Origin of the sequence: Bacillus tuaregi (genome assembly GCF_900104575.1) — a bacterium.
Taxonomy (GTDB): Bacteria; Bacillota; Bacilli; order Bacillales; family Cytobacillaceae; genus Bacillus_BD; species Bacillus_BD tuaregi.
In genome coordinates, this window is sequence record NZ_LT629731.1 from 4,119,840 (window position 1) to 4,139,568 (window position 19,729).

At 40.1% G+C, this 19,729-nt stretch carries 20 protein-coding genes and 1 pseudogene; 3 read left to right on the plus strand and 18 right to left on the minus strand.

Going from position 1 to position 19,729, the window contains the following annotated elements:
• Positions 1-23: 23 nt before the first annotated feature.
• The 17 genes and pseudogenes from BQ5321_RS22195 to BQ5321_RS22275 all read right to left on the minus strand — a co-directional run bounded on the left by BQ5321_RS22195 (position 24) and on the right by BQ5321_RS22275 (position 14,955).
• Positions 24-773 (minus strand): ABC transporter permease, encoded by a 750-nt coding sequence (locus BQ5321_RS22195; RefSeq protein WP_071396527.1) that lies wholly within the window; start codon positions 771-773, stop codon positions 24-26.
• Positions 748-1,524 carry an ABC transporter ATP-binding protein gene (locus tag BQ5321_RS22200; RefSeq protein WP_071396528.1) on the minus strand — a complete coding sequence of 259 codons (777 nt, stop codon included), beginning with the start codon at positions 1,522-1,524 and terminating at the stop codon, positions 748-750. Before BQ5321_RS22200 ends, BQ5321_RS22195 begins: the two co-directional genes overlap by 26 nt.
• A 122-nt stretch (positions 1,525-1,646) precedes the next feature.
• On the minus strand, positions 1,647-1,973 hold the full coding sequence (locus tag BQ5321_RS22205) for a hypothetical protein (RefSeq protein WP_071396529.1): 327 nt from the start codon (positions 1,971-1,973) through the stop codon (positions 1,647-1,649).
• Positions 1,973-3,157, minus strand: a complete 1,185-nt coding sequence (locus BQ5321_RS22210; protein WP_071396530.1) for a hypothetical protein — start codon at positions 3,155-3,157, stop codon at positions 1,973-1,975. Before BQ5321_RS22210 ends, BQ5321_RS22205 begins: the two co-directional genes overlap by 1 nt.
• A 5-nt stretch (positions 3,158-3,162) precedes the next feature.
• Positions 3,163-3,660: a prepilin-type N-terminal cleavage/methylation domain-containing protein gene (locus BQ5321_RS22215; protein ID WP_071396531.1), complete on the minus strand. Its 498-nt coding sequence runs from the start codon at positions 3,658-3,660 to the stop codon at positions 3,163-3,165.
• A complete protein-coding gene (locus tag BQ5321_RS22220; RefSeq protein WP_071396532.1) occupies positions 3,660-4,187 on the minus strand; it encodes a PilW family protein in 528 nt (175 codons plus the stop codon). Before BQ5321_RS22220 ends, BQ5321_RS22215 begins: the two co-directional genes overlap by 1 nt.
• 266 nt (positions 4,188-4,453) lie before the next feature.
• Entirely contained in the window at positions 4,454-5,047 is a 594-nt protein-coding gene (locus BQ5321_RS22225) for a CDP-alcohol phosphatidyltransferase family protein (protein ID WP_071396533.1), read from the minus strand.
• Between the two features lie 55 nt (positions 5,048-5,102).
• Positions 5,103-6,116 carry an ABC transporter ATP-binding protein gene (locus tag BQ5321_RS22230; RefSeq protein WP_234978438.1) on the minus strand — a complete coding sequence of 338 codons (1,014 nt, stop codon included), beginning with the start codon at positions 6,114-6,116 and terminating at the stop codon, positions 5,103-5,105.
• Positions 6,117-6,121: 5 nt separating this feature from the next.
• Positions 6,122-6,943, minus strand: coding sequence for an ABC transporter permease (locus BQ5321_RS22235; protein ID WP_071396534.1), 822 nt, complete (start codon positions 6,941-6,943; stop codon positions 6,122-6,124).
• Positions 6,931-7,866 carry a spermidine/putrescine ABC transporter permease gene (locus tag BQ5321_RS22240; RefSeq protein WP_234978439.1) on the minus strand — a complete coding sequence of 312 codons (936 nt, stop codon included), beginning with the start codon at positions 7,864-7,866 and terminating at the stop codon, positions 6,931-6,933. The genes BQ5321_RS22235 and BQ5321_RS22240 overlap by 13 nt, the downstream gene beginning before the upstream one ends.
• Entirely contained in the window at positions 7,817-9,088 is a 1,272-nt protein-coding gene (locus BQ5321_RS22245) for an ABC transporter substrate-binding protein (protein ID WP_234978440.1), read from the minus strand. Before BQ5321_RS22245 ends, BQ5321_RS22240 begins: the two co-directional genes overlap by 50 nt.
• A 226-nt stretch (positions 9,089-9,314) precedes the next feature.
• Positions 9,315-10,067, minus strand: coding sequence for a glycine/sarcosine/betaine reductase selenoprotein B family protein (locus BQ5321_RS24885; RefSeq protein WP_261798748.1), 753 nt, complete (start codon positions 10,065-10,067; stop codon positions 9,315-9,317).
• Positions 10,048-11,067 (minus strand): lysylphosphatidylglycerol synthase transmembrane domain-containing protein, encoded by a 1,020-nt coding sequence (locus tag BQ5321_RS22260; RefSeq protein WP_071396538.1) that lies wholly within the window; start codon positions 11,065-11,067, stop codon positions 10,048-10,050. Before BQ5321_RS22260 ends, BQ5321_RS24885 begins: the two co-directional genes overlap by 20 nt.
• The gene (locus BQ5321_RS22265; protein ID WP_071396539.1) at positions 11,064-12,239 is read right to left on the minus strand and encodes a TVP38/TMEM64 family protein; all 1,176 of its coding nucleotides are present in this window, start codon (positions 12,237-12,239) and stop codon (positions 11,064-11,066) included. The genes BQ5321_RS22260 and BQ5321_RS22265 overlap by 4 nt, the downstream gene beginning before the upstream one ends.
• 15 nt (positions 12,240-12,254) lie before the next feature.
• Positions 12,255-12,416: pseudogene (locus BQ5321_RS24890) on the minus strand (YdjY domain-containing protein); the annotation flags it as partial.
• Between the two features lie 61 nt (positions 12,417-12,477).
• Positions 12,478-12,945, minus strand: a complete 468-nt coding sequence (locus BQ5321_RS24895; protein ID WP_261798749.1) for a YdjY domain-containing protein — start codon at positions 12,943-12,945, stop codon at positions 12,478-12,480.
• A gap of 672 nt (positions 12,946-13,617) precedes the next feature.
• Positions 13,618-14,955, minus strand: coding sequence for an FAD-dependent oxidoreductase (locus BQ5321_RS22275; RefSeq protein WP_139187861.1), 1,338 nt, complete (start codon positions 14,953-14,955; stop codon positions 13,618-13,620).
• A 239-nt stretch (positions 14,956-15,194) separates the two neighbouring features.
• Here BQ5321_RS22275 and BQ5321_RS22280 point away from each other — a divergent pair, with 239 nt between their 5' ends.
• From BQ5321_RS22280 to BQ5321_RS22290, 3 genes are all read left to right on the plus strand, one after another.
• Entirely contained in the window at positions 15,195-16,820 is a 1,626-nt protein-coding gene (locus BQ5321_RS22280; RefSeq protein ID WP_071396541.1) for a PTS transporter subunit EIIC, read from the plus strand.
• A 35-nt stretch (positions 16,821-16,855) separates the two neighbouring features.
• Positions 16,856-18,178: a 6-phospho-alpha-glucosidase gene (locus BQ5321_RS22285; RefSeq protein ID WP_071396542.1), complete on the plus strand. Its 1,323-nt coding sequence runs from the start codon at positions 16,856-16,858 to the stop codon at positions 18,176-18,178.
• Between the two features lie 116 nt (positions 18,179-18,294).
• The gene (locus BQ5321_RS22290; protein WP_071396543.1) at positions 18,295-19,098 is read left to right on the plus strand and encodes a MurR/RpiR family transcriptional regulator; all 804 of its coding nucleotides are present in this window, start codon (positions 18,295-18,297) and stop codon (positions 19,096-19,098) included.
• 11 nt (positions 19,099-19,109) lie between these two features.
• On the opposite strand, the gene BQ5321_RS22295 is transcribed toward BQ5321_RS22290, so the two are convergent.
• On the minus strand, positions 19,110-19,679 hold the full coding sequence (locus tag BQ5321_RS22295) for a hypothetical protein (protein ID WP_071396544.1): 570 nt from the start codon (positions 19,677-19,679) through the stop codon (positions 19,110-19,112).
• Positions 19,680-19,729: the final 50 nt, after the last annotated feature.

A 19,729-nucleotide genomic window follows, 5' to 3' on the forward strand; every position in this document is an offset into this window, starting at 1 on the left:
AAATGGATTCCATTTGTCTTTTCTTATTTTGTTATCCATGGGGTATAATGTGTTTCTAATAAATCTAATAGCTTAAAGAAAAGAAGGCCAATAAAACCTAATACGATGATTCCGCAGAACATTTCCTCATAATTCATTTTCGTCCATGCGCTCATGATAAAGTATCCGACCCCATATGTCGTCGCATAGTTCTCAGCAAAGAATAATGATGCTAATGAAATACCGATACTGATTCGCAAACCTGAAAATACCTGCGGCAGAATAGCCGGGATGATCAGAAAGCGGTATTGTTGTCTGATAGACGCAGAAAAGCTGTTCATGACTTTGAAATGAGATGCAGGTATGTGCATGACTCCATCCCGAACAGACAGGATCATCTGAAAAATAATGATCCAAATAATTAACATGATTTTTGATACATTTCCTAGACCAAATAACAGCATAAATACTGGCAGGAAGGCAACCTTTGGTATCGGATAGATATAGTATAAAAACGGAGAAAATAGACGATTGATTTTTTTATTAACACCAAGATAAATACCGGCTGGAATTCCAAGCATTAAGGAAATGCTCATGGCTACTAATACCCGTAGAATACTACCGAGGGAATGAAGTCCAAGGTCCCCTATGATAGTCAATAAATAGGTAAATGTCGCAATCGGCGAAGGAATCGTATGTGTATCGACTAAAAGATAGATGACTTCCCAAAAAATAATAAAGCTAAAAAACCCGACAATCAACTGGTTGCTAGCTATTTTCCGTATGATGTTCATTAACCACTGTCTCCATATTCATTAATTTTCGAATTTCGATACAGGCTTCGTAAAATCCAAGCTGCTCCTTTGCGTTCTTTTGCGCAAAATATGGATTCTTCACCTCTTGAATATTTCCATTTTTATTTAATATCAAAATGACTTCACCTAAGAAAACCGCCTCTTCAATATCATGTGAGACAAAAAGCAGGGTCGTTTTTAATTTCTGCTGTTGGGCTAAGATTAATCGCTGAATCTGTTCCTTTGTCATCGCATCCAAGGAAGATGTCGGCTCATCCATTAACAGAAGCTCTGGTTTTCCGATTAATGTTCGTGCAATCGCTACCCTTTGCCTTTGACCGCCGCTTAATTGATGAGGGTATTTATCCTTTAGGCTCTCAAGCTCCATTTCCTTTAGTAATGCTAAAACCTGGGCGAATGCCTTATCTTGATTTTTCTCACCCTTTAGTACTAAGGGCATCATAATAGCTTCCGTAACAGTCTGCCACGGGAAAAGACCTAAATTCTGAAAGAGGAAGGCTATTTGCCCTTTAGATTTTTTGACTGTCTCGCCTCCGATAGTGAGGCTTCCCTGACTTGGTTGTATGAAGCCGGCAATTAAATTCAACAGCGTGCTTTTTCCTACACCGGACTTTCCAATCAAAGCATATGATTTCCCCTTCTTCAAGGATAAACCGACATGATGTAATATCATTTGCTCTCCAAACTGAAACGTAACATCACGTAAAACCACAAAATCTTCATTACTCATAAAGTCCCATCCTTTAATCAGAGATATGAACATAATATCACAAAAAAAAGAACCACTGTAATGGTTCCTTCGTGTATAAGAGAGCACTTGGCTCTTACTCTCTATAATGAAAAAGTTTCAGCTCACTCTGTATCAAACCTCCAGCTGTCTATTTCAAGTTGACCGTTAAGTCCAGCATTGGGATTCCCTTTATTTTCGGGTAGAGTGATATCTCCATCAAACTCTTTATTAATATCCTTCTCAGGGTCTTTTTCAACCGGATTGGTTGGATTCTCTTTTTGTGGGCATGTTTTTTGAACATCCTTTTCTGTCACCCACCACAGCACCTTCTTCTTTACCTTTACAACCGTACAGCCTTCACTATCTACATAATTCGAAATTTCGGAGCATCCACTAAGACTGAAAAGCACGGCCATCGATAATAGCAAAACGAGCAACCTTTTTTTCATTATTTATCACTCTCAATAATAATTTTCTTCTTATTTTTTTCATTAACATAAAATAATTTTAATTCTTCTAGTTGAATTCCATTTGCTTTAAGGTCCATACCATTCTTTGAGATCACATATTTAGCTTGTAAATTCATATTCCTTTCGATATCTTTCCCAGTGTAAATGTTTATCTCCATATTTCCATTCGAAATAATACTTCCATCAACAATCACTTCATTTACATTTGAAATGGACAGCTTAGGGTCCTTTCCATAGGTCACTAAATCTCCCTTAATATGAACTTTATTAAAATTTGAAATGGCCAAGCTTCCGTTTGAATAGAGTGAGCCATTAATCGTTAAGGTTCCACTTTGTCTACTAGGTCCAATGATTTGGTTTCCTTTATTAGCATTACGGTTGCCAGCAATCCAAAGACTTTTAAATTTTATGTCATTAAAGCCTGGCTTAACTCCAAAAATAATATATTCGTCAATATATAAATTTTTATCCTGATAATTCGCTAATATATTTCTAAACTCTTGATCAGGAACTTGATCTAAATATTGAATTAAATCATCCATATCAACGTAGGACATGAATGAATTATCTGGATTCTCTCTTGCCTTAGGAAAGGAGCTGCTATACCAATATAATTTATAATCCATTATTTGGTTAAATACAAATGCATCTCCGATTGAATCAATATTCTTTATAAAGCCTGTACAATCTGTTGCAGCATTAGAAATTAAAATCTTTATAGAATTACTACATTTTGAGCCTGATTGCATGACAAATGAATTGGACTCAAAAAGATTATGGAAGGTTTTATAAGTAAAAATTAACTTGCTGTCATCCCGTTTCGTATCATTATTATTTTTTGCAGTAATCGTTACCTTGTTTAATCCTTCATCCAGCTGAATGTTAATATTTTTATGACGATAATAAGCATTTAAATTAGTTATTAACTCTTTAAACATCGCATTTTCATTAATACTATTCGCTTCAACAAAGCCTTTGGTAATTTCCATTACACTTTCTGCAGTATAATTATTCGTATCTCTATTCACTTCTGTTGTTATTTCCCTCGAACCCATTAATACCTTGCTAATCATTGGGATGACTAGGATAAAAACAATCGTAACCATTAGTAGGACATAGATTAGTGTATAACCTCTGTCATTATGATAAAATCTACTAAGCAAAGTCTTTACCTCCAGTCAGGCAACAGTATCGATTGATTAATAATCGAGACTTCAACATTTCGGTTTTTAACACCATCTTCAAGAATGACACTGTATAAGACCTCATTACTTAGAAGAGAATTATTTGTTTGTTTTGTGATGACCTCGAATTTTTTTATTTTAGATGAAAGCTCCATTGTATTGGTTATCCCATTCTCTGTTTTAGTGAAATTAAGCTTTTTTCCTACTACTTGATAATAGGATTTCTCATTCCTGTTTGTGTATGCCAATGTCAGAACATATCTTGAATTAACTGAATCAAAATCTATCGCTCTGGAATTCTTAATATTATCTTTCAAGTGGGATTCAATAAATTGTAATTCATTGTGCAGCCCTGATTTAACTTGGCTTTCATTGTAATGATTTAACCCGCTAATTAAGAAGCTAACGATAGCCGTTCCAATAATGGATGAGATCGTTAATGTCAGTAACAACTCGATAAGTGTCAAGCCCCTGTTATTCATTACGTACCACCACAGCCATTGGCAGAAAGTTTAATAACAGAAAGCTTCTCAGGTTGTAGTTTGTGATTTTCGGGCGTTAATGTAAGATCAATCTTAAATAGATTCTTGGGTTTTTCTTTTCCAACGACGGCGTTTAACTGTTCAAGCTCCGTCGAGTTACTATAATTTGTAACGTTTACGGTTAAATTAAACCGATAATTCGTTTCTGATAATGTAATGGTTGTTTTCTGTGGCCCTGTTCTAAAGCCATTTGGATAAACAGCTCCACATGGCTTCGCCGGAATCATAATCGTATAGTTACCGAGACGTGTTTCAAGCGGCGTACCCTCTGCCACTGCCGACTTTATCTTTTCAAAGGCAGTAATCGCCTGCGTATGAAGGGCTAATTGCAATTCATTTCTGTGATTCGCTTTATAGGTTTGCGCGTAGAAATTCATAATAGGGACTATAACAATGCCCAGAATGGTAATAGAAACAAGAACCTCAACCAACGATAATCCTTTCTCGTTATAGAGGAAACGCGTCATGGAATTCCCAACCCTTCATACCTCATGATATCTTTAAAAAGAGAATATCAGCTTCTTAAAAAGAAGCAAAATTCTCTTTTTCAATATAATATTTTTGTCATTCTCTCACATCATAATCATTCTTATACTGTTTGTATATAAATATTTATTTCCACAAACAAAAATAAAAAAAGCAGCCAAGAGACCTGCTGCTTTTCTTAAACAAATGTTTGATTGAATGATCCATTGCTACATGTAAACATACAAAATGACCAACACCCGGGCTTTTATTCCTTCAAAATCCGTCTAGCCTCCAGCAGCCTCTGCATCCCCGTGAACAATTCGATGAAGATATAGAGAATAGTGGTGTAGACCAGATAGGACTGGAATAATACCATTAAGGAAAATAGGATAAAGCCCTCTGTTCGTTCGGCAAGCCCCGGCTGATAGTAGAAGGATTTTTCACTTTGCTTATCTGAGACGGCACCAACAGTTAGAAAAATAGTCATCACGATAATAATGGAGCTAGCCAAAAGCATGAGTAAAAAGAGAATTTTAGGTTCTGGGTGGCGCAGCGCCAAGGCGATAATGATGCCTACTTCTACAACCCGGTCAAAGGTTACATCCAGTACGGTCCCCCAGCCTGAGGAGGTACGGCTTAGTCTCGCCATACTTCCATCTACAGCATCAAGAAACCCCGAGATCCAAAGCACCGCCACACCTAAATATGGCTGATCAAAATAGATGATGACACTCGCTGCCACTCCTACTAGAAAAGCCGTAACTGTAATTTGATTTGCAGATAATCCGAGCCGAAGCAGACCTTTTGCTGTTCTTTCTATCAAAGGCTGCACATATATACGTCCATGTGTATCAAGCACATTCATCTTCCTCTCAACAATCTATTTCTCGCCTTGCACATAGCAAAACTCTATGTCAAATCCCCTTAGGATACCAAACGATCTTCTCTACTGGAATACAAAGCTTCACGCTAGTGCCCATCTCTGGCGCTGTACCCCAAATCGGATGCTGAACCTCTATTTCATGGTCCTGGATCTCCACTAACACCATTTGCATCTTCGGTTCATACTTCACTCTTTTAACCCTGCCGTCCAGTACTACTTTATCCTTTTCACTATCCCAGCTTGAACCGTGGACAGTCAGCTGCACAGACTCTGCAGGCAGCCAGCCCATATTATATTCGGTAGGTACAGACGGAAAACACTCTCCTAACCATTCCTGCCATTGTTCACGCGAGAAACGATTTTTTAATGAGAAGAAGGTGGCGACTTTTTCACTGCGGGGTCGTTGATAAAAATCAAGTGGCTTTCCTTCCTGAAGAATTCTTCCGTTCATTAACAATCCCACTCGATCAGCAACAGAAAAAGCCTCATCCATGTAATGGGTAATCCATAAAATTGAAAACCCATGTTGCTTTTGCAGATTATAGAGCCATTCAGTAAGCTGCACTCGAAGCGGGGCATCAAGCGAGGCAAAAGGCTCGTCCAATAAAAGCAAATCGGGCTTCAGCACAAGGACCCTGCCAAGCGACACACGCTGCTGCTGTCCGCCGGAGAGCTGGTGTGGATAACGATTCTCCAGCCCTTCAAGCTGTAAAATACTTAAATATTGCTTCACCTGTTCATAGCGTTTCTTAGCTGGAATAGCGCGGGCACGTAAACCAAACGCTAAATTATCCAGCACCGTCATATGGGGAAATAGCCTCGGCTCCTGAAACACCAATCCTGTTTGCCCGCGTCTATCCTCCTTCCAGAGAATAGTACCTTCTGAGAAAGAAGAAAGGCCGGCAATTCCTCTTAATAAGGTTGTTTTCCCGCTTCCAGACGGTCCCATCAATACATAGATTTCAGACTCATCTATTTCGAGTGTAATGGAGGAAAGAATTTGTTGATTTCCATAACGAATGCCAGCATCTTTTATTTTCAACATTTGACTCACCCCCTAAGCCCTAATATCTTTTTATTACACCATTTTAAAAGAATATAATAAACCAGCACTAACAAAATGACCGGCACAAAAAACCATAATGAGTAAACAGCGACAATTGATGCATTTCCACTTGAGGCAAAAGGAAAAATAATTAAAGGCAGCGTCATTAAGGTCCCCCCGCTCATAATCCAGGTTGGTAAATATTGACTCATTGATATGACCACTACCAGTAGACAGGAAAGCAGCAGTGCAGGAAGTAATAATGGAAGCTCAATCCAAATAAATATTTTCCACCCGCCTGCTCCAAGACTTAAGGCAGCCTCCTGGAGTTTCCCGCCCAGCTGATTAAATTGATACCAAAGCATTACAATAAAATAAGGCATCGTGATAAGTGAGTGCACAAGCGCCACGCTTATATAATCAGATAAAAAATCAAAGTGAAGGGACAGATGGTGCAGCCCCATCACCGATACGGTCAACGGGATGAATAATGGTGAAAGGAGAACAATAAATACGCCCCCTTTTCCTGTGAAGCTTTTTTGGCTCAGTGCTTTTGCAGCAGGAAAACCTAATAAAATATTAAGCAATACCGTAATCCCCGCAACAAGAAGACTGTTTGTCAGTGCTTCCAAGGCTCTGCCAGAGGGTGAGAATAGATAATGCCAAGAATCAAGATTCCATTGCTTTGGAAAGAGCTCCGGCCATGGCCACAGCTTAGTAAAGCTCCAAATGATTACAGATATAAATGGAAGAATAATAAATAAGCTCATTCCAATTAAACAAAGTGCAATAAGTATTCTATTTACCACTATACTTATCCTTTCCATACACTCCTCCCACTGGCCAACCATTTCCTTTGGCAGATTAATAAAACGATTCCGATGAGAAGAGCAACCAAAGCAAGCACGATATTCATGGCCATCGCGAGCGGCTGTCTGCTTAAACCGAACTGGGTATATTCCTGCCAGGCCAGCACAGGAATAAAGCCGAATGACGTTTTGGCCATCAAGGCTGGAATTTCATATGAGCCTAATACAAAGGAAAACACAACCCACATACCACCAACCCAAATCGGTAACAGAATCGGAATAAAGACCCAGCGAATCATTTGCGATTGATTCGCTCCCAGCATTTTGACTGTGTCCTTCCATTCCAAGAAAAGCTTTATCACAAAGGGATAAAGCAGCAGAACAATAAAAGGAATCTCCTTCCATGAATAGGCAAGGATTACTCCTATCCCCCATTGATCATGAATTAAAACTGGAAAGGCTTCAAACGAGTCAATCCAGCCCAGATGATAGGCAATACGGGAATACCAGCCGGTTTGCATAAAGGTCTGGGTCAGCATATAAGCCGCTAATAAATGCGGAACCCCAAAGGGAAGCTGGAAAATCAGATGGGACCATGTCCGGTTATACGTATACGATGCTAAAAGCAATGCAATGAACAGCCCAATCATGCCGGCAAGAAGTGAAACCGCCCCTGCTATTCCAACCGTTACACCAAGGGATTCAAAAAAGGAAATATCAAACAGCTCTTTATAGGCCCAGCCTGCCTCACCTGCTCCGTATATTTCCTCATAATCCCCCAGACTAATTCGAAAGGAATGAATAAACCCTCCAATAAAAAAGAAAATCACAAACAAAAGGGCCGGGAGAACCCCTAACAGCCCTTTATGCTTATGAATAAATGTCGTGATATTATTGATTTGCCACATTGTCAATCCAGCCTCGTTCAAGCCATTCAACATATTGTGCACTCATCTCTGGAAGCCGGTGCTCCGACAGCTCTTGCTCTGGTAAAGTTGCCGGACCCCTATCTATCTCTTCTAACCTCTGCTTCATATCTTCTGGCAAACGGTTAACTGCTAGGGCCGTATTTTCTCCCCAATATTCGAGCTCCATCTTCTTCAACTGGGCATCAGGTGATAGTAAATGGTTGATAACGACCATTGCTGCATCCTGATGTGGTGCATTATAAGGTATGGCTAAAAAGTGTGTATTGGTGAGAGTTCCTTTATCAAGGACAAAAGTCTTTGAGCTTTTTGGAAACTCTCCGCTCGTCATATAATTTGAAGTACCTGCTTCATCATACCCCATTGTCATCCACACTTCACCATTTTTATATAGCTGGTCAAGCTGGGCAAGGGATTGTGGGTATGAGCTCCCTTCTCTCCATAGATACGGCTTCATGCGATTTAAAGCCTTCCATACTTCCTCTGCTTCTTGTTCAATTAAATCCTGATCAAAAACATCTAGGAAAGCGGAGTAATCCTCACTTGTTTCATTTAAGATATGACGTATAAATGCACTACCTGTAAAATCGGGCGGAGCCGGATACGTAAATTTGCCCGGGTTAGCCTTTACCCATTTCTCAAGCTCTGCTAATGATGAAGGAGGATTCTTTACTTTACTTGAATCATATGTAAATACAAATTGCACTTTCCCCCATGGAGCTTCATATCCTTCTGTTGGATAACCAAAATCATATTGTACATCAGGACTATCCTTATCAACATATTGCTGATAGTTAGGTAAAGCCGCTGTAATCGGTCCTAATAATAGATCCTTTTCTTTGGCTGTTTTAAAGTTTTCGCCATTAATCCAAAGGACATCCATGACTCCGTCTTCTTTGCCAGACTGTTTCTCAACCACGAGCTTGTTAATAAATTCGACGGCGTCCATCGGCTGTCTTTTCAGCGTAATATTATATTCTTCCTTCAATTGCGGGGCAATATACTCATCAATATAGCGATTGACGCCCTCATCACCGCCCCATAAGTAGAAATGAACGGTACTTCCTTTTGCATCTTCTACAATGGTTTCCCAATCCTTATCTAATACAGATACTACCGCTTGATTATCGTTACCCTTCTCATCCTTCTTCTTGCTTTCTTCGTTATTCGAACATCCAGACAGGATAAGAAAAAACACCATGAGTAGTGCAACAGATTGTTTCTTCCAGTTATTCAATCTTCATTACCTCCAGGTTAGATACTACAGTTAGATTTGCAATCCAAATAGCCATCCAACTGACTAAGCAGAAAATAGAGACAAAAACTCATACTATCAATTGTAATCACTACTTGCAGCTTCAGGTAAAAAAGTAAACTGAGGCCATTAAATAGGATTAACATAAGCAACAGAATCCAGCGTATATGCCAAATAATCCTCTGATACATTTTCGTTCTATCTCTAGTCATTTGTTACGTCCTTTCCATTTATAAGGAAGCTTCACGATCGTTTCAGGCTCTTTCATGTCCTTTAAATACTCAAGGCAATCTACTAGTATTTGTCTTTGCATCATGACCTCACCTGCTTTCCCAAAGCTGCGCCCGAGTGGGAATTTTATTTGTAATGCCCTTGGAACTCTAACCTTTCTAGTTAAATGGCCGAGATGTGAAATGGAAATGGTCGGAATCCCTGCTTCCTCAATTGCATATTGAATCAATCCCACGGATTGATGACATATATATCAGCCTGGGTTTAAAATAACCGCATCCACCTTTTCTTCCTTAAGCCGCTTGATAATCATGGGTATGCTTTCTTCAATCAATGGGTTCGTGTCTGGTATATACCCCATCAATCCATAATTTGTTGGTGCCACATTACCAATGATTCCTTCAGCTACTAATTCTTTTAATCGTGTTAATGGAAAAACACAATTAATATCCTGATCAGCATCTGTTCGGTCATAATGGGTGTGACTAATCATCAAATCTTCCTCACTAAGGTCTGCCGGGAGAAATCTAATGGTATGGTCCCCAGCATCGACATCGAATACCTCTTGTGTTTTTAGATGAACACCTGATGTTGTCACAAGCGCAATAACCGATTCGTTCGCAGGCTTTTTATATACGGTAAAAGGAATATCACCTTCAATTGTTTGCACCATATTCTGAGCCTTTAATCCAACCACAGACTCAATCAGCTTATTGCCTGATAGCTTCATGACGTGCTTCTCTCCTTTCAATAAGCCAAAATAATCCACCTATCGCACTTGATATCGTAACAAGAAAGAAAAATAATAGCGAAACGGACAATGCGATTCCTTGTGGTACCCCAAGACCTTGGAAGAAAAAAACATAACCAGCCTCCCTGACTCCAAGACCATTAAGAGACACAGGCAGCATTGTGATGACTGAAATTAGGGTAATAATGACTAATAAGTGAAGAAACGGAATATCGATTCCAAAACTTAAGAATAATAAATCATTGATCCACGCCATTCCTATTTGAAAAAGCAGAGATAGTAGAAGTATCATTCCCCACCATTTCCAGCTCTCGGTTCGATAATCCATAGCCTTTTCTCCAACACCTCTTATAGCCTGTTTTCCTTTTATAAGGGAGCTGTTTATTTTTCCGAGGATCGTTGTTGTTTTAGGCTGAATGGAATGATGAATATCCTTTTTCAGCCAATGCTTGATTAGCAAATAACCTATTATACTTACTGCAAGCAGAATGCATAATGAGATGATATAGGGTCTTGATTGATCCATGAATAAAGCAGATATGAGAACGATTCCAACTAGAGCCAGGCCGCTTGTTAATCGTTCGAATAAAACAGATGCAGTCGCTGTCGATACAGTTGTATTTTTACCTAAATAATAGATCCTGACCACATCTCCGCCTACACTCCCCGGCATAAAATTGTTAAAGAATAATCCAATATAATATAGCTGTCCTAATTTTGCCATTGATGTATATTTATTCGAACTCTGTTTACTTGAACTATCTACAAGCATTTTCCACTTCCAAATACTCGTCAGTACGGTTATTTGTATCGCAATAAACGCTGCACATAGAAAAAGGGGAGAGCCCTCCTTCATTACACGAAGGGCCTCTTCCCACTCAATCATTAGCATTAACCAAACCATTAATCCTGCGCTTACTGCCATTCTTAAGATTAATTGGATTCGAGATTTTGCTTTTTCTATTTTTTCGTGACTCATTGGACCTTAGCCCCCTTTTTACCCTTCAAAAATGCATCCAGTTTTGGTTTGAAGATTATGCCCAATACAGCTAAAGCAATGACAACTGTAAACAGGGTAAATAATATTTGTACCGTTCCTGTGGCCGTTTCACCAAGATAGGAATATAGAATCGTAGCCGGCAACTGCCCAAGACCTGTTGCCCAGAAAAAGGACCAAAAGCGTATGGACGTAACCCCTGCAGCATAGCTGACCATATCAAAGGATACAATCGGCAGAATTCTTGCTAAAAACACGGAATGTTTACCATACTTATCAAAGAAAAGATCCCACCACTGCAGCGCCTTTTTTGAAACGATTTTTTCTACAACAGGGCGTCCTAAAAATTTAGCAAGATAGAAGCAAATGATGGCTCCCAGCATGGCACTGCTCCAAGACAGAATAGCACCATAGAACCAGCCGAATAAAAGTCCATTTGCAAATGTAATGACAAATGCCGGAAGAGGTGCCATAACGGATTGAAACACCATTAATAATCCTGAAATAACCGCCGCTAAAGGTCCAAATGAAAGCAAGAAATCACGAAAGCCCTCCACATCAGCATTCTTTAAGTAAACAACAGAGCTATTGACAAGGTCATTAATTGAACCTTGGCCCAAGTAGAAAATTAAAAATACCCCCAGCAACCCGAAAAATGCCATCATTCCATATCTGCTAGACGACGAAAGCCTGTTCCAGTCCATATTTGGGTTACTTTTAATGGTCAGCGGGGTTTTCCGTGCTACCAAAAGCGAAACAACACCGACTAGTAAAGCTATTACTAAAGCAATATTCATTCCACCTAAAGATACCGCATTCTCAAGAAACAATCCCTTACGCACCATAAAGGCTGGCATGATAGATAAACTTCCATTCATTATATGAATGATTATGATAATAGCAAAACTAACACTAGTTGCAATAGGACCGACTACCTTTTTCTCCCATAATGATAGATTCTTCGCATTCATAAACAACCTTGCAAAGTAAAACCACAGCCCGGCCAAGAGGCTAAACGTAATCATAACCTCGCTGTCAAAACGCATATCAATAAATTTACTTTGCATGATTAAGGTTGTAACCGCAACCCCCATGATTAGATAAAGAAAAACAGCTGCTAGCAAATGAATGATTGTTTGAAAGAAAAATTTCATTTTATCACCCGATTTCTAGAAATTGTAAGTCAAGATAACAGCCGTTCCGTCCTCAGGAAGTACATCAGGATCACCGTGGAATTCTGCTGCTCCGCTTTCAAATGCTCCTACTGGCTGGTTAGCATTACTAATAATTCCAACAGGACAGCTGTCAAAGCACATGAAGCAGCCAGTTACCTTATCAGCTGCTGCATCATAGTTACCGCCAAAATGATACTCAAGCTTCTTTCCTGTGCTATCAACCTACCTCATTGATATCATACTCTTTGCCAGCGCCTTCCCATGTAATGCTGACATTTACCTTGTCACCCTTAATGAATTTTCCTTCTGCAGTTTCTTCAAATTCCTTGCTCGCATCTCCGCCTTTATCAACCGCTGGAGTACCGCCAAGCTTCATTAAAGCCTCATTGAATAATAGAGGATCTGCATATGTTTTGAATACGGATTGGTCGCCATATTTTCCTTCCACCCAGTTCGCTCCATGACGTGTTGGTGTGACAAGATATTTTCCGTTGACTGTTGCATAAATCTGCACCATTTTCTCTTCTTCGTTGATAACGATAGGATTTTCCTTACTTACTTCAACGCCTTCTTCTGCAGAAACCAGTGTAAGCTTCTCCGCTGCCTCGTTATTCGAGCATGCTGCTAAAACATTCATTGCCAGTAATCCTGTTAATAGGACAATAGATAATTTTGTGAGTTTCATATATTGGACCTCTTTTACAAATTTAATTGACCCAAAGTGTTGCTAGAAAAGCTTTTTTTCAAGGCAGTGATCAAATTCGCTCGTAGAATTTGCGTCCGGATTTTTATAGAGCTTGCTCGATAAACTACCTTAAAAAAATCCGTGACATCCGCCGGAGGCTTAACTTCATTCAGCCGGGGTTTGTACCCCCACTGAATCGAAGTACTATTTGCATTCATCCCCCACTTGTAGAAGTGGAGGACTTCTGCTGAATGTAGTTAAAGTACAATGTTGATTTTCCAGCAGGTTGATTGTAGTGGATGGCAAGAAGACTCCCGCGGGAGAAGCGAGGCAGTCGAGACCCCTCAAGACACGTAGTACCGAAGAGGATCGGCGGTCACCCGCAGGAAAGCGAAGTGCCTGGAACGAAAATCAACACTCCTGTTTAACAGAGCCTTTTTCAAAAAAATAATTTTGTGACATATATCACAATTATATACATGTTCTTATTTATACTATTAGTAGAATAGCATTAGGCTTATTGCTTGGTTCACCTTCATTATATAGAACCAATATATTTATTAAAACATGATTTTATAGATGAAACATTTATTAATCTATCGATTTTATAGATATTACTTTACAAACATAAAAACACAGCATATCGTTAAATATGCTGTGTTTTTATAATTTCTATAGGACCATATGGACTTCCATTAGTTGTTTTTGTAATTCTTTTACATCTACTCCCGCAGGGGTCACACCCGTTGAAAGAGCAAGTGCTGCTGCTGTTCCGGCAGCCTGTCCAGTTGCCATTGCACTTGGTGTTAATCGAGTGGTTGCGATTGCTTCATGAGTGGCGGACATGCAGCGTCCGGCGACTAAAAGGTTATCTATCCCCTTTGGTACTAGACTGCCGTACGGAATATCAAACGCACCATCCCCTTCTACCCATGCCACCTGCATCCCGTTTCCACTAGGGGCATGAATATCAATAGGGTAGCCACTTTTTGCAATCACATCGTCAAACTTCCGTCCTGCGATGACATCCTCTTTTGTTAAAATATATTTCCCTTCAATGCGCCGAGACTCACGAACCCCGATTTGTGCTCCTGTACTTGAAATCGTAGCCATCTCAAAGCCCGGTATCCACTTTCTCAAAAAGTCCGCTACCATCAGAACCTGCTTACGGCCCTCATACTCTGCCTTCGTTAAGTCTTCTATTTTTGTGGCATCAAGTCCCTGCACTCTTGTCATATTCACAAGTACCTCATCCTCTGCCGGCCCCGCAAAGAATAGGACTTGATCACGGTTGATTGGAAGATTCGCTTCCTTCCATTCCTTATAAAATCCCTGTACAGCTGTCAATGGGAGTTCTTTTAGCTCTGCAAACGGAGTTTTTGGGAAAAAATTGTCCGGATTCTGAAGCATCGCCTCTTTCACCTGCTCTAAATCCACCCCCCGCATTCTAAACTTCATCGTTAGCGGCTGTGTCATCTGATCCTCATCTCGACCCATCAGCGTCTTTGCACCAGATAAAAACGCGACGTCCGCATCACCCGTTGTATCAATAAACATTCCAGCATGGATATGCTTCCGCCCTGATTTTGTCGTAATCTCTATCGATTGAATTTGCCCATTTTCAACCACCACCTGGTCGACAAAGCTATGAACCATTAAATCTACGCCCGCCTCCTCCAGCATTTCAACTGCAAGCACCTTATATACCTCCGGGTCATATGGTGTCACACTATACGTAAAGCCGCATGTATCACGAAGATGACCTGGTGAAGCACCGCGCTCCTTTAAGCGTTGGACGATTTCCTCTGCAATCCCCTTAATCACTTGTGTTCCGTCTTCAGTATGAAACGTCATCCATGGATAAACACCTGCAATGGTAGACATACCACCAAGGAAACCATGTCTTTCTATTAATAATGTTTTTTTATCTTTACGTCCTGCGGCAATGGCTGCATTGATACCAGCAGGTCCCCCGCCTACAACGACAATATCGTACTTATGATGTGTCATATTCATTTGCCTCCTATAGAAAAAATCGTTACTAATTATGTTTCATTTACCTTTATAGTAGCCGATACTAACCGACTGTTTCTATAGATGAGGGCAAGCTTAAAACATGTTTCAAACGTTTTCATAAATGAAAAACATGTTTTAATAACCCGCCTTTACCAAAACTATTATGCTATAGTGACAGTGTTGAAAGCGTACGCAACATATACACGAAGGAGTTCTTTAACGGAGGTTCTTATATGAAAAAGAAATTGCAAAGTTATTTCTCGCTACTAGGTCGTTCCTTTCTAATGGCAGTTGCAGTCATGTCATTTTTCGTTTTGCTGCTATCCTTGGGGGCTGTTCTAAAAAACCCACATTTTATTGAAGCCGCTCCATTTCTAGGAAACACAGCAATCCAATTTATTGCCAATGCTTTAAGTGAATCCGGACTTGTTGTCATCCGATTTATGCCGCTTGTATTCGCGGTTTCTATCGCTATCGGCATGTCGGAAAAAGGTACAAAAGAGCTCGCTGCTTTTTCAGCCTTAGTCGGTTACCTATTTATGATTACCTTCTCAGGCTTGACGATGTCCGCCTTTAATATGACGCTGCCGCCAACGGTTGCTGTTGGGGACAACAATCTTGTCAGCATTTCTCAAACACTTGAAATGAGAAAAGCGATGCAAACGATGATTCTCGGTGTTCAAACGATTGATACCGGAGTTCTTGGAGGGGTTATTGTTGGTACGGTTGCCGCTTGGGCAACGAAGCGTTATAAAACGAAAACATTACCGATGATTTTTAGCTTTTATCAAGGTAAGCATTTCCCCCCCATTGCAACAGGCTTTATCTTTATGCTCGTTGGAATTGCGATTCCGTTTGTTTGGCCGTTTATCGGTGGCGGCATATATAACACAGCAGAGCTTGTAACAGGTGCTGGTGTGGTCGGGTCCTTCCTATTTGGTTTTATTGAAAGAATTTTAATTCCAACCGGCCTTCACCATGTTTGGTACTCATTAGCCCACTTTACACCTGTCGGCGGAACGGTCGAAATCTGTGGGGAAGTCTTTACCGGAACAAAAGCTATTACGACCGGAGCACTTGGCTGCGGTGATTACACTGGCGATTTATCCGATATCACACGCGTTTGGCTTGGCCAAGGTGCAACACCAATCAAGGTATTTGGTGTTCCAGGAGCCCTACTCGGCATTTACCTAGCTGCCAAAAACAAAAATCGAGCAAAGGTAATTGCAATTTCAGCTGCAAGTGCCAGCTTCTTCGCTGGTGTGACTGAGCCGTTTGAATTCTTATTCATGTTCTTAGCTCCTGGATTATTTGTCATCCATGCAGCACTAACCGGTTTATCCTTTGCCGTACTTGATCTATTAAATGCCTCTTATTTAGGAGGAAACAATATCATCGAGCTTCTATTCAACGGGGTCTTCCAAGGACATAAGTCCACATGGATTCCGGTCGTTTTAGTCGGTATAGCGATGTTCTTCATCTACTTACTTACCTTTAAGTGGTACATTGAAAAGTTCAATGTTATGACACCAGGTCGTGAGCCTGATGAGGATACAGAAGAAGTTTTACAAGCTGAATTAGAAGCATCAAAGCTGATTCGCTCTAAAGTGGACAAGAAAGAAGTCGCTCTTAGCTTAATTAAGCATCTTGGCGGCAAGGACAATATTAAAGAATATACCAACTGTATTTCACGCTTGCGTGTCTTTGTCCATGATCCATCATTGGTTGATTCCGAAGCACTGAGGAAAGTTCCTGATTCGCTTGGAATGTCCCAACCTTCAGATGAAGAATTTCATATTGTGTTCGGAATGAAGGTTTCTGAATACCGTGATGCAGTTGATTTGCAATTTGAACAATAATCGAACGAAAAAAATAGAAGAGGTGCATATACATCATGAAAACATTTAAAATTGCTGTAGCCGGTGGAGGCTCTACTTATACACCAGGGATTGCCAAGGCGTTAATGCTAAAAAAAGATGAGTTTCCTATCAGTGAAATTCGATTATATGATGTTGATGCTGAGCGTCAACGCAAGGTCGCTTTAATGACAGAGAAAGTGGTAGCAGAATTTGATGACAACGTAAAAGTTAGTCACACAACCAATCCAAAAGAGGCGTTTGAAGGAGCAGACTTTATCTTTGCCCAGCTGCGTGTCGGAGGAAATGCGATGCGTGAAAAGGATGAAAAAATCCCATTCAGTCACGGTGTTGTTGGCCAGGAAACATGCGGGCCTGGCGGTATGGCATATGGCTTGCGTACAATTGCGCCAATGATTGAGCTATGTGATTTCGCAGCAGAGCACGCTCCGGAAGCATGGATTATCAATTACTCCAATCCGGCTGCAATCGTTGCCGAAGCCCTTCGCAAAGAACGTCCGAATGCAAGAATTCTTAACATTTGTGACATGCCAATTGGGATGATGCTGCGTATGGCAGAGATTTTGGGAGTAGAAAAGGATGAAATTGAAGTTGATTATTTTGGCTTAAATCACTTTGGCTGGTTTACAGATGTTTACGTAAAAGGCGAAAGCAGAATGGAGGAGCTGCGCGAGTATATGAGTGTCAATGGACTCGTTACTCCAGCACAATCAAAGGATTTACAGCACTCGGATGTGGACTGGATTAAAGCACATACAAATGTAGCTAAAATGCTTCAACTTTTCCCTGAGTATATTCCAAGCTCTTATCTTCAATACTATTTGATTCCTAAAACAGTTGTTGAGCAAACAAATCTAGACTATACAAGAGCGAACCGTGTAATGGATAATCGCGAGAAGAACTTATTTGATTCGATTGCACAGTTGGAAGAAACCGGAGAACTAAAGGAAGGCTTCAATGTCGGAGTACATGGTACTTTTATTGTTGATGTAGCTATGGCTATTGCCTATGATAAACGCGAACGCTTCCTGTTGATTGTCGAAAACAATGGCGCGATTCCAAATTTACCGGATGATGCTATGGTTGAGATTCCAGCGTATGTAACAAACAGAGGACCTGAACCAATCCGCTTAAACCCTATCAGCCTATTCTATAAAGGCTTAATTGAGCAGCAGCTAGCATCAGAGAAGCTCCTTGTTGAAGCAGCCATTGAAGGGTCTTACCAAAAGGCATTACAGGCTTTTGCCCTAAATAAAACCTTTCCTTCCGCAGAGGTTGCGAAAATCGTCCTTGATGACTTAATTGAAGCAAACAAAGAGTTTTGGCCTGTATTAAACTAACTATTTTAATAGACGAAAAGAGTGCTTCTATAGGAGGCACTCTTTTCATCTTCTCCATGATTTCCCTTAAAACCATTACTATTTTATAATAGTGGATAGATAAAGGAGAATGAGCTATGAAACGTTTATTGTTAAAGAGGATTATCGCCACTGTCGGCGAATCGATCAATGATACTGAATATACCATCCTACACGATTTAATTGAACGAATGGATGAGCTGCAAACCTACAGCATTCGAGAAGCAGCCAAAAACAACTTTGTTTCTACATCAAGTATTTCGAGACTTTGTGCCAAGCTTGGATTAAGCGGCTACAGTGAGCTGAAATTCTACTTGAAAAATCAGTACGAGTTCCTACATGAAAATCAGGAAAGCCCTCACTCTTCCATGAAGAAATCGGCATTGCTCTTATCGGATTCACTTCAGCAAAATTATACTAAGACAATCGAGCAGATAAATGAAGGAGATTTAGAGGATTTAATCAAATTAATTGTTGATTCCTCCAAAATTGCAGTATGCGGGTCGGGCATTTCTGAAATTGCAGCTACTTATTTCTCACAAAGGTTCCAAATTATCGGCAAGGATAGTTGGCTTGTTGACTTAAGTGCAGCTGGAGGTATTTTCATAAACCAGCTCATCAAGACGCAGCTTATGGTTGTATTTTCGAGGTCCGGCGAGTCCTACTTTGTCCTTTCAAAAGCAAAAATTGCGAAACGAAAGGGGATTACCATCGTTGCCATTACCAGTGGGCAAAACAGCCCTTTAGCTGAAATTGCTGATTTCATTCTACCTATCTACGGATCCCCGGAGCCATTTGATGTATCGTATAATGTTACATCCTATAACTCTATTGTCGTTCTGCTCATTGACCTATTGCTGCAATTATATATGGAAACAGTTCCAGAAAATTGGAAGAACTAAAGCAGGCACGCCTAGATAAGGTTTGCTCCATCCAGGGGTGCCTTCTCAGCAATGATTCCAGTCAATTTCTCATTCATATCACTTGTCGTCACAATACAGCTAATCGAGCGGCCTCTTGTCTTGATCCTTATTTCATACCCCTCATTTACGTCCTTTTCATAGCCATAGTATTTATGGTTAGGTTCAATCGGGACCACCTGAAATGATTTCATTTGCTTCCAAGCAATAAATCGATCACCACAAAGAATACCATCCTCCACTAACGCAAATAAATTAAAGGAATTCCTTGAATTAATCAACGGAAGAAAGAGCAGTATTTGGTAGGACCAATTTAAATCAAATCCGATGATAAACATCGTTAAGACAAAGAGTAGCATGAAGGAATAGATGATGATCCCCCATTTCTGCTTAGCATAGGAAGGAGATGCGACTGGTTTCTGAGGAAATATTCTTAGCACATTCCTTTCACTTTCATTTATTGGCACGATAACTGGCTGCTTCATTTTTATTAATAACTGTATAAATTTATAGAAATAATATCCTAGTGCAATAAGAAATAAAATATTGATGACCAGCTTCATGAAACCTCCACCTTTTTCATTCAATTTCTGCATCGATAAAGATCAACTTA

What these genes read in the sequence shown, in the direction of transcription:
- BQ5321_RS22290 (WP_071396543.1), top strand. Translation starts at nt 18,295, where the DNA reads ATGAAACGTTTATTGTTAAAGAGGATTATCGCCACTGTCGGCGAATCG.
- BQ5321_RS22220 (WP_071396532.1), bottom strand. Translation starts at nt 4,187, where the DNA reads ATGACGCGTTTCCTCTATAACGAGAAAGGATTATCGTTGGTTGAGGTT.
- BQ5321_RS22285 (WP_071396542.1), top strand. Translation starts at nt 16,856, where the DNA reads ATGAAAACATTTAAAATTGCTGTAGCCGGTGGAGGCTCTACTTATACA.
- BQ5321_RS22200 (WP_071396528.1), bottom strand. Translation starts at nt 1,524, where the DNA reads ATGAGTAATGAAGATTTTGTGGTTTTACGTGATGTTACGTTTCAGTTT.
- BQ5321_RS22195 (WP_071396527.1), bottom strand. Translation starts at nt 773, where the DNA reads ATGAACATCATACGGAAAATAGCTAGCAACCAGTTGATTGTCGGGTTT.
- BQ5321_RS24895 (WP_261798749.1), bottom strand. Translation starts at nt 12,945, where the DNA reads ATGAAACTCACAAAATTATCTATTGTCCTATTAACAGGATTACTGGCA.
- BQ5321_RS22280 (WP_071396541.1), top strand. Translation starts at nt 15,195, where the DNA reads ATGAAAAAGAAATTGCAAAGTTATTTCTCGCTACTAGGTCGTTCCTTT.
- BQ5321_RS22205 (WP_071396529.1), bottom strand. Translation starts at nt 1,973, where the DNA reads ATGAAAAAAAGGTTGCTCGTTTTGCTATTATCGATGGCCGTGCTTTTC.
- BQ5321_RS22215 (WP_071396531.1), bottom strand. Translation starts at nt 3,660, where the DNA reads ATGAATAACAGGGGCTTGACACTTATCGAGTTGTTACTGACATTAACG.
- BQ5321_RS22240 (WP_234978439.1), bottom strand. Translation starts at nt 7,866, where the DNA reads ATGTTGAATGGCTTGAACGAGGCTGGATTGACAATGTGGCAAATCAAT.
- BQ5321_RS22295 (WP_071396544.1), bottom strand. Translation starts at nt 19,679, where the DNA reads ATGAAGCTGGTCATCAATATTTTATTTCTTATTGCACTAGGATATTAT.
- BQ5321_RS22275 (WP_139187861.1), bottom strand. Translation starts at nt 14,955, where the DNA reads ATGACACATCATAAGTACGATATTGTCGTTGTAGGCGGGGGACCTGCT.
- BQ5321_RS22260 (WP_071396538.1), bottom strand. Translation starts at nt 11,067, where the DNA reads ATGAGTCACGAAAAAATAGAAAAAGCAAAATCTCGAATCCAATTAATC.
- BQ5321_RS22265 (WP_071396539.1), bottom strand. Translation starts at nt 12,239, where the DNA reads ATGAAATTTTTCTTTCAAACAATCATTCATTTGCTAGCAGCTGTTTTT.
- BQ5321_RS22235 (WP_071396534.1), bottom strand. Translation starts at nt 6,943, where the DNA reads ATGGAAAGGATAAGTATAGTGGTAAATAGAATACTTATTGCACTTTGT.
- BQ5321_RS22230 (WP_234978438.1), bottom strand. Translation starts at nt 6,116, where the DNA reads ATGTTGAAAATAAAAGATGCTGGCATTCGTTATGGAAATCAACAAATT.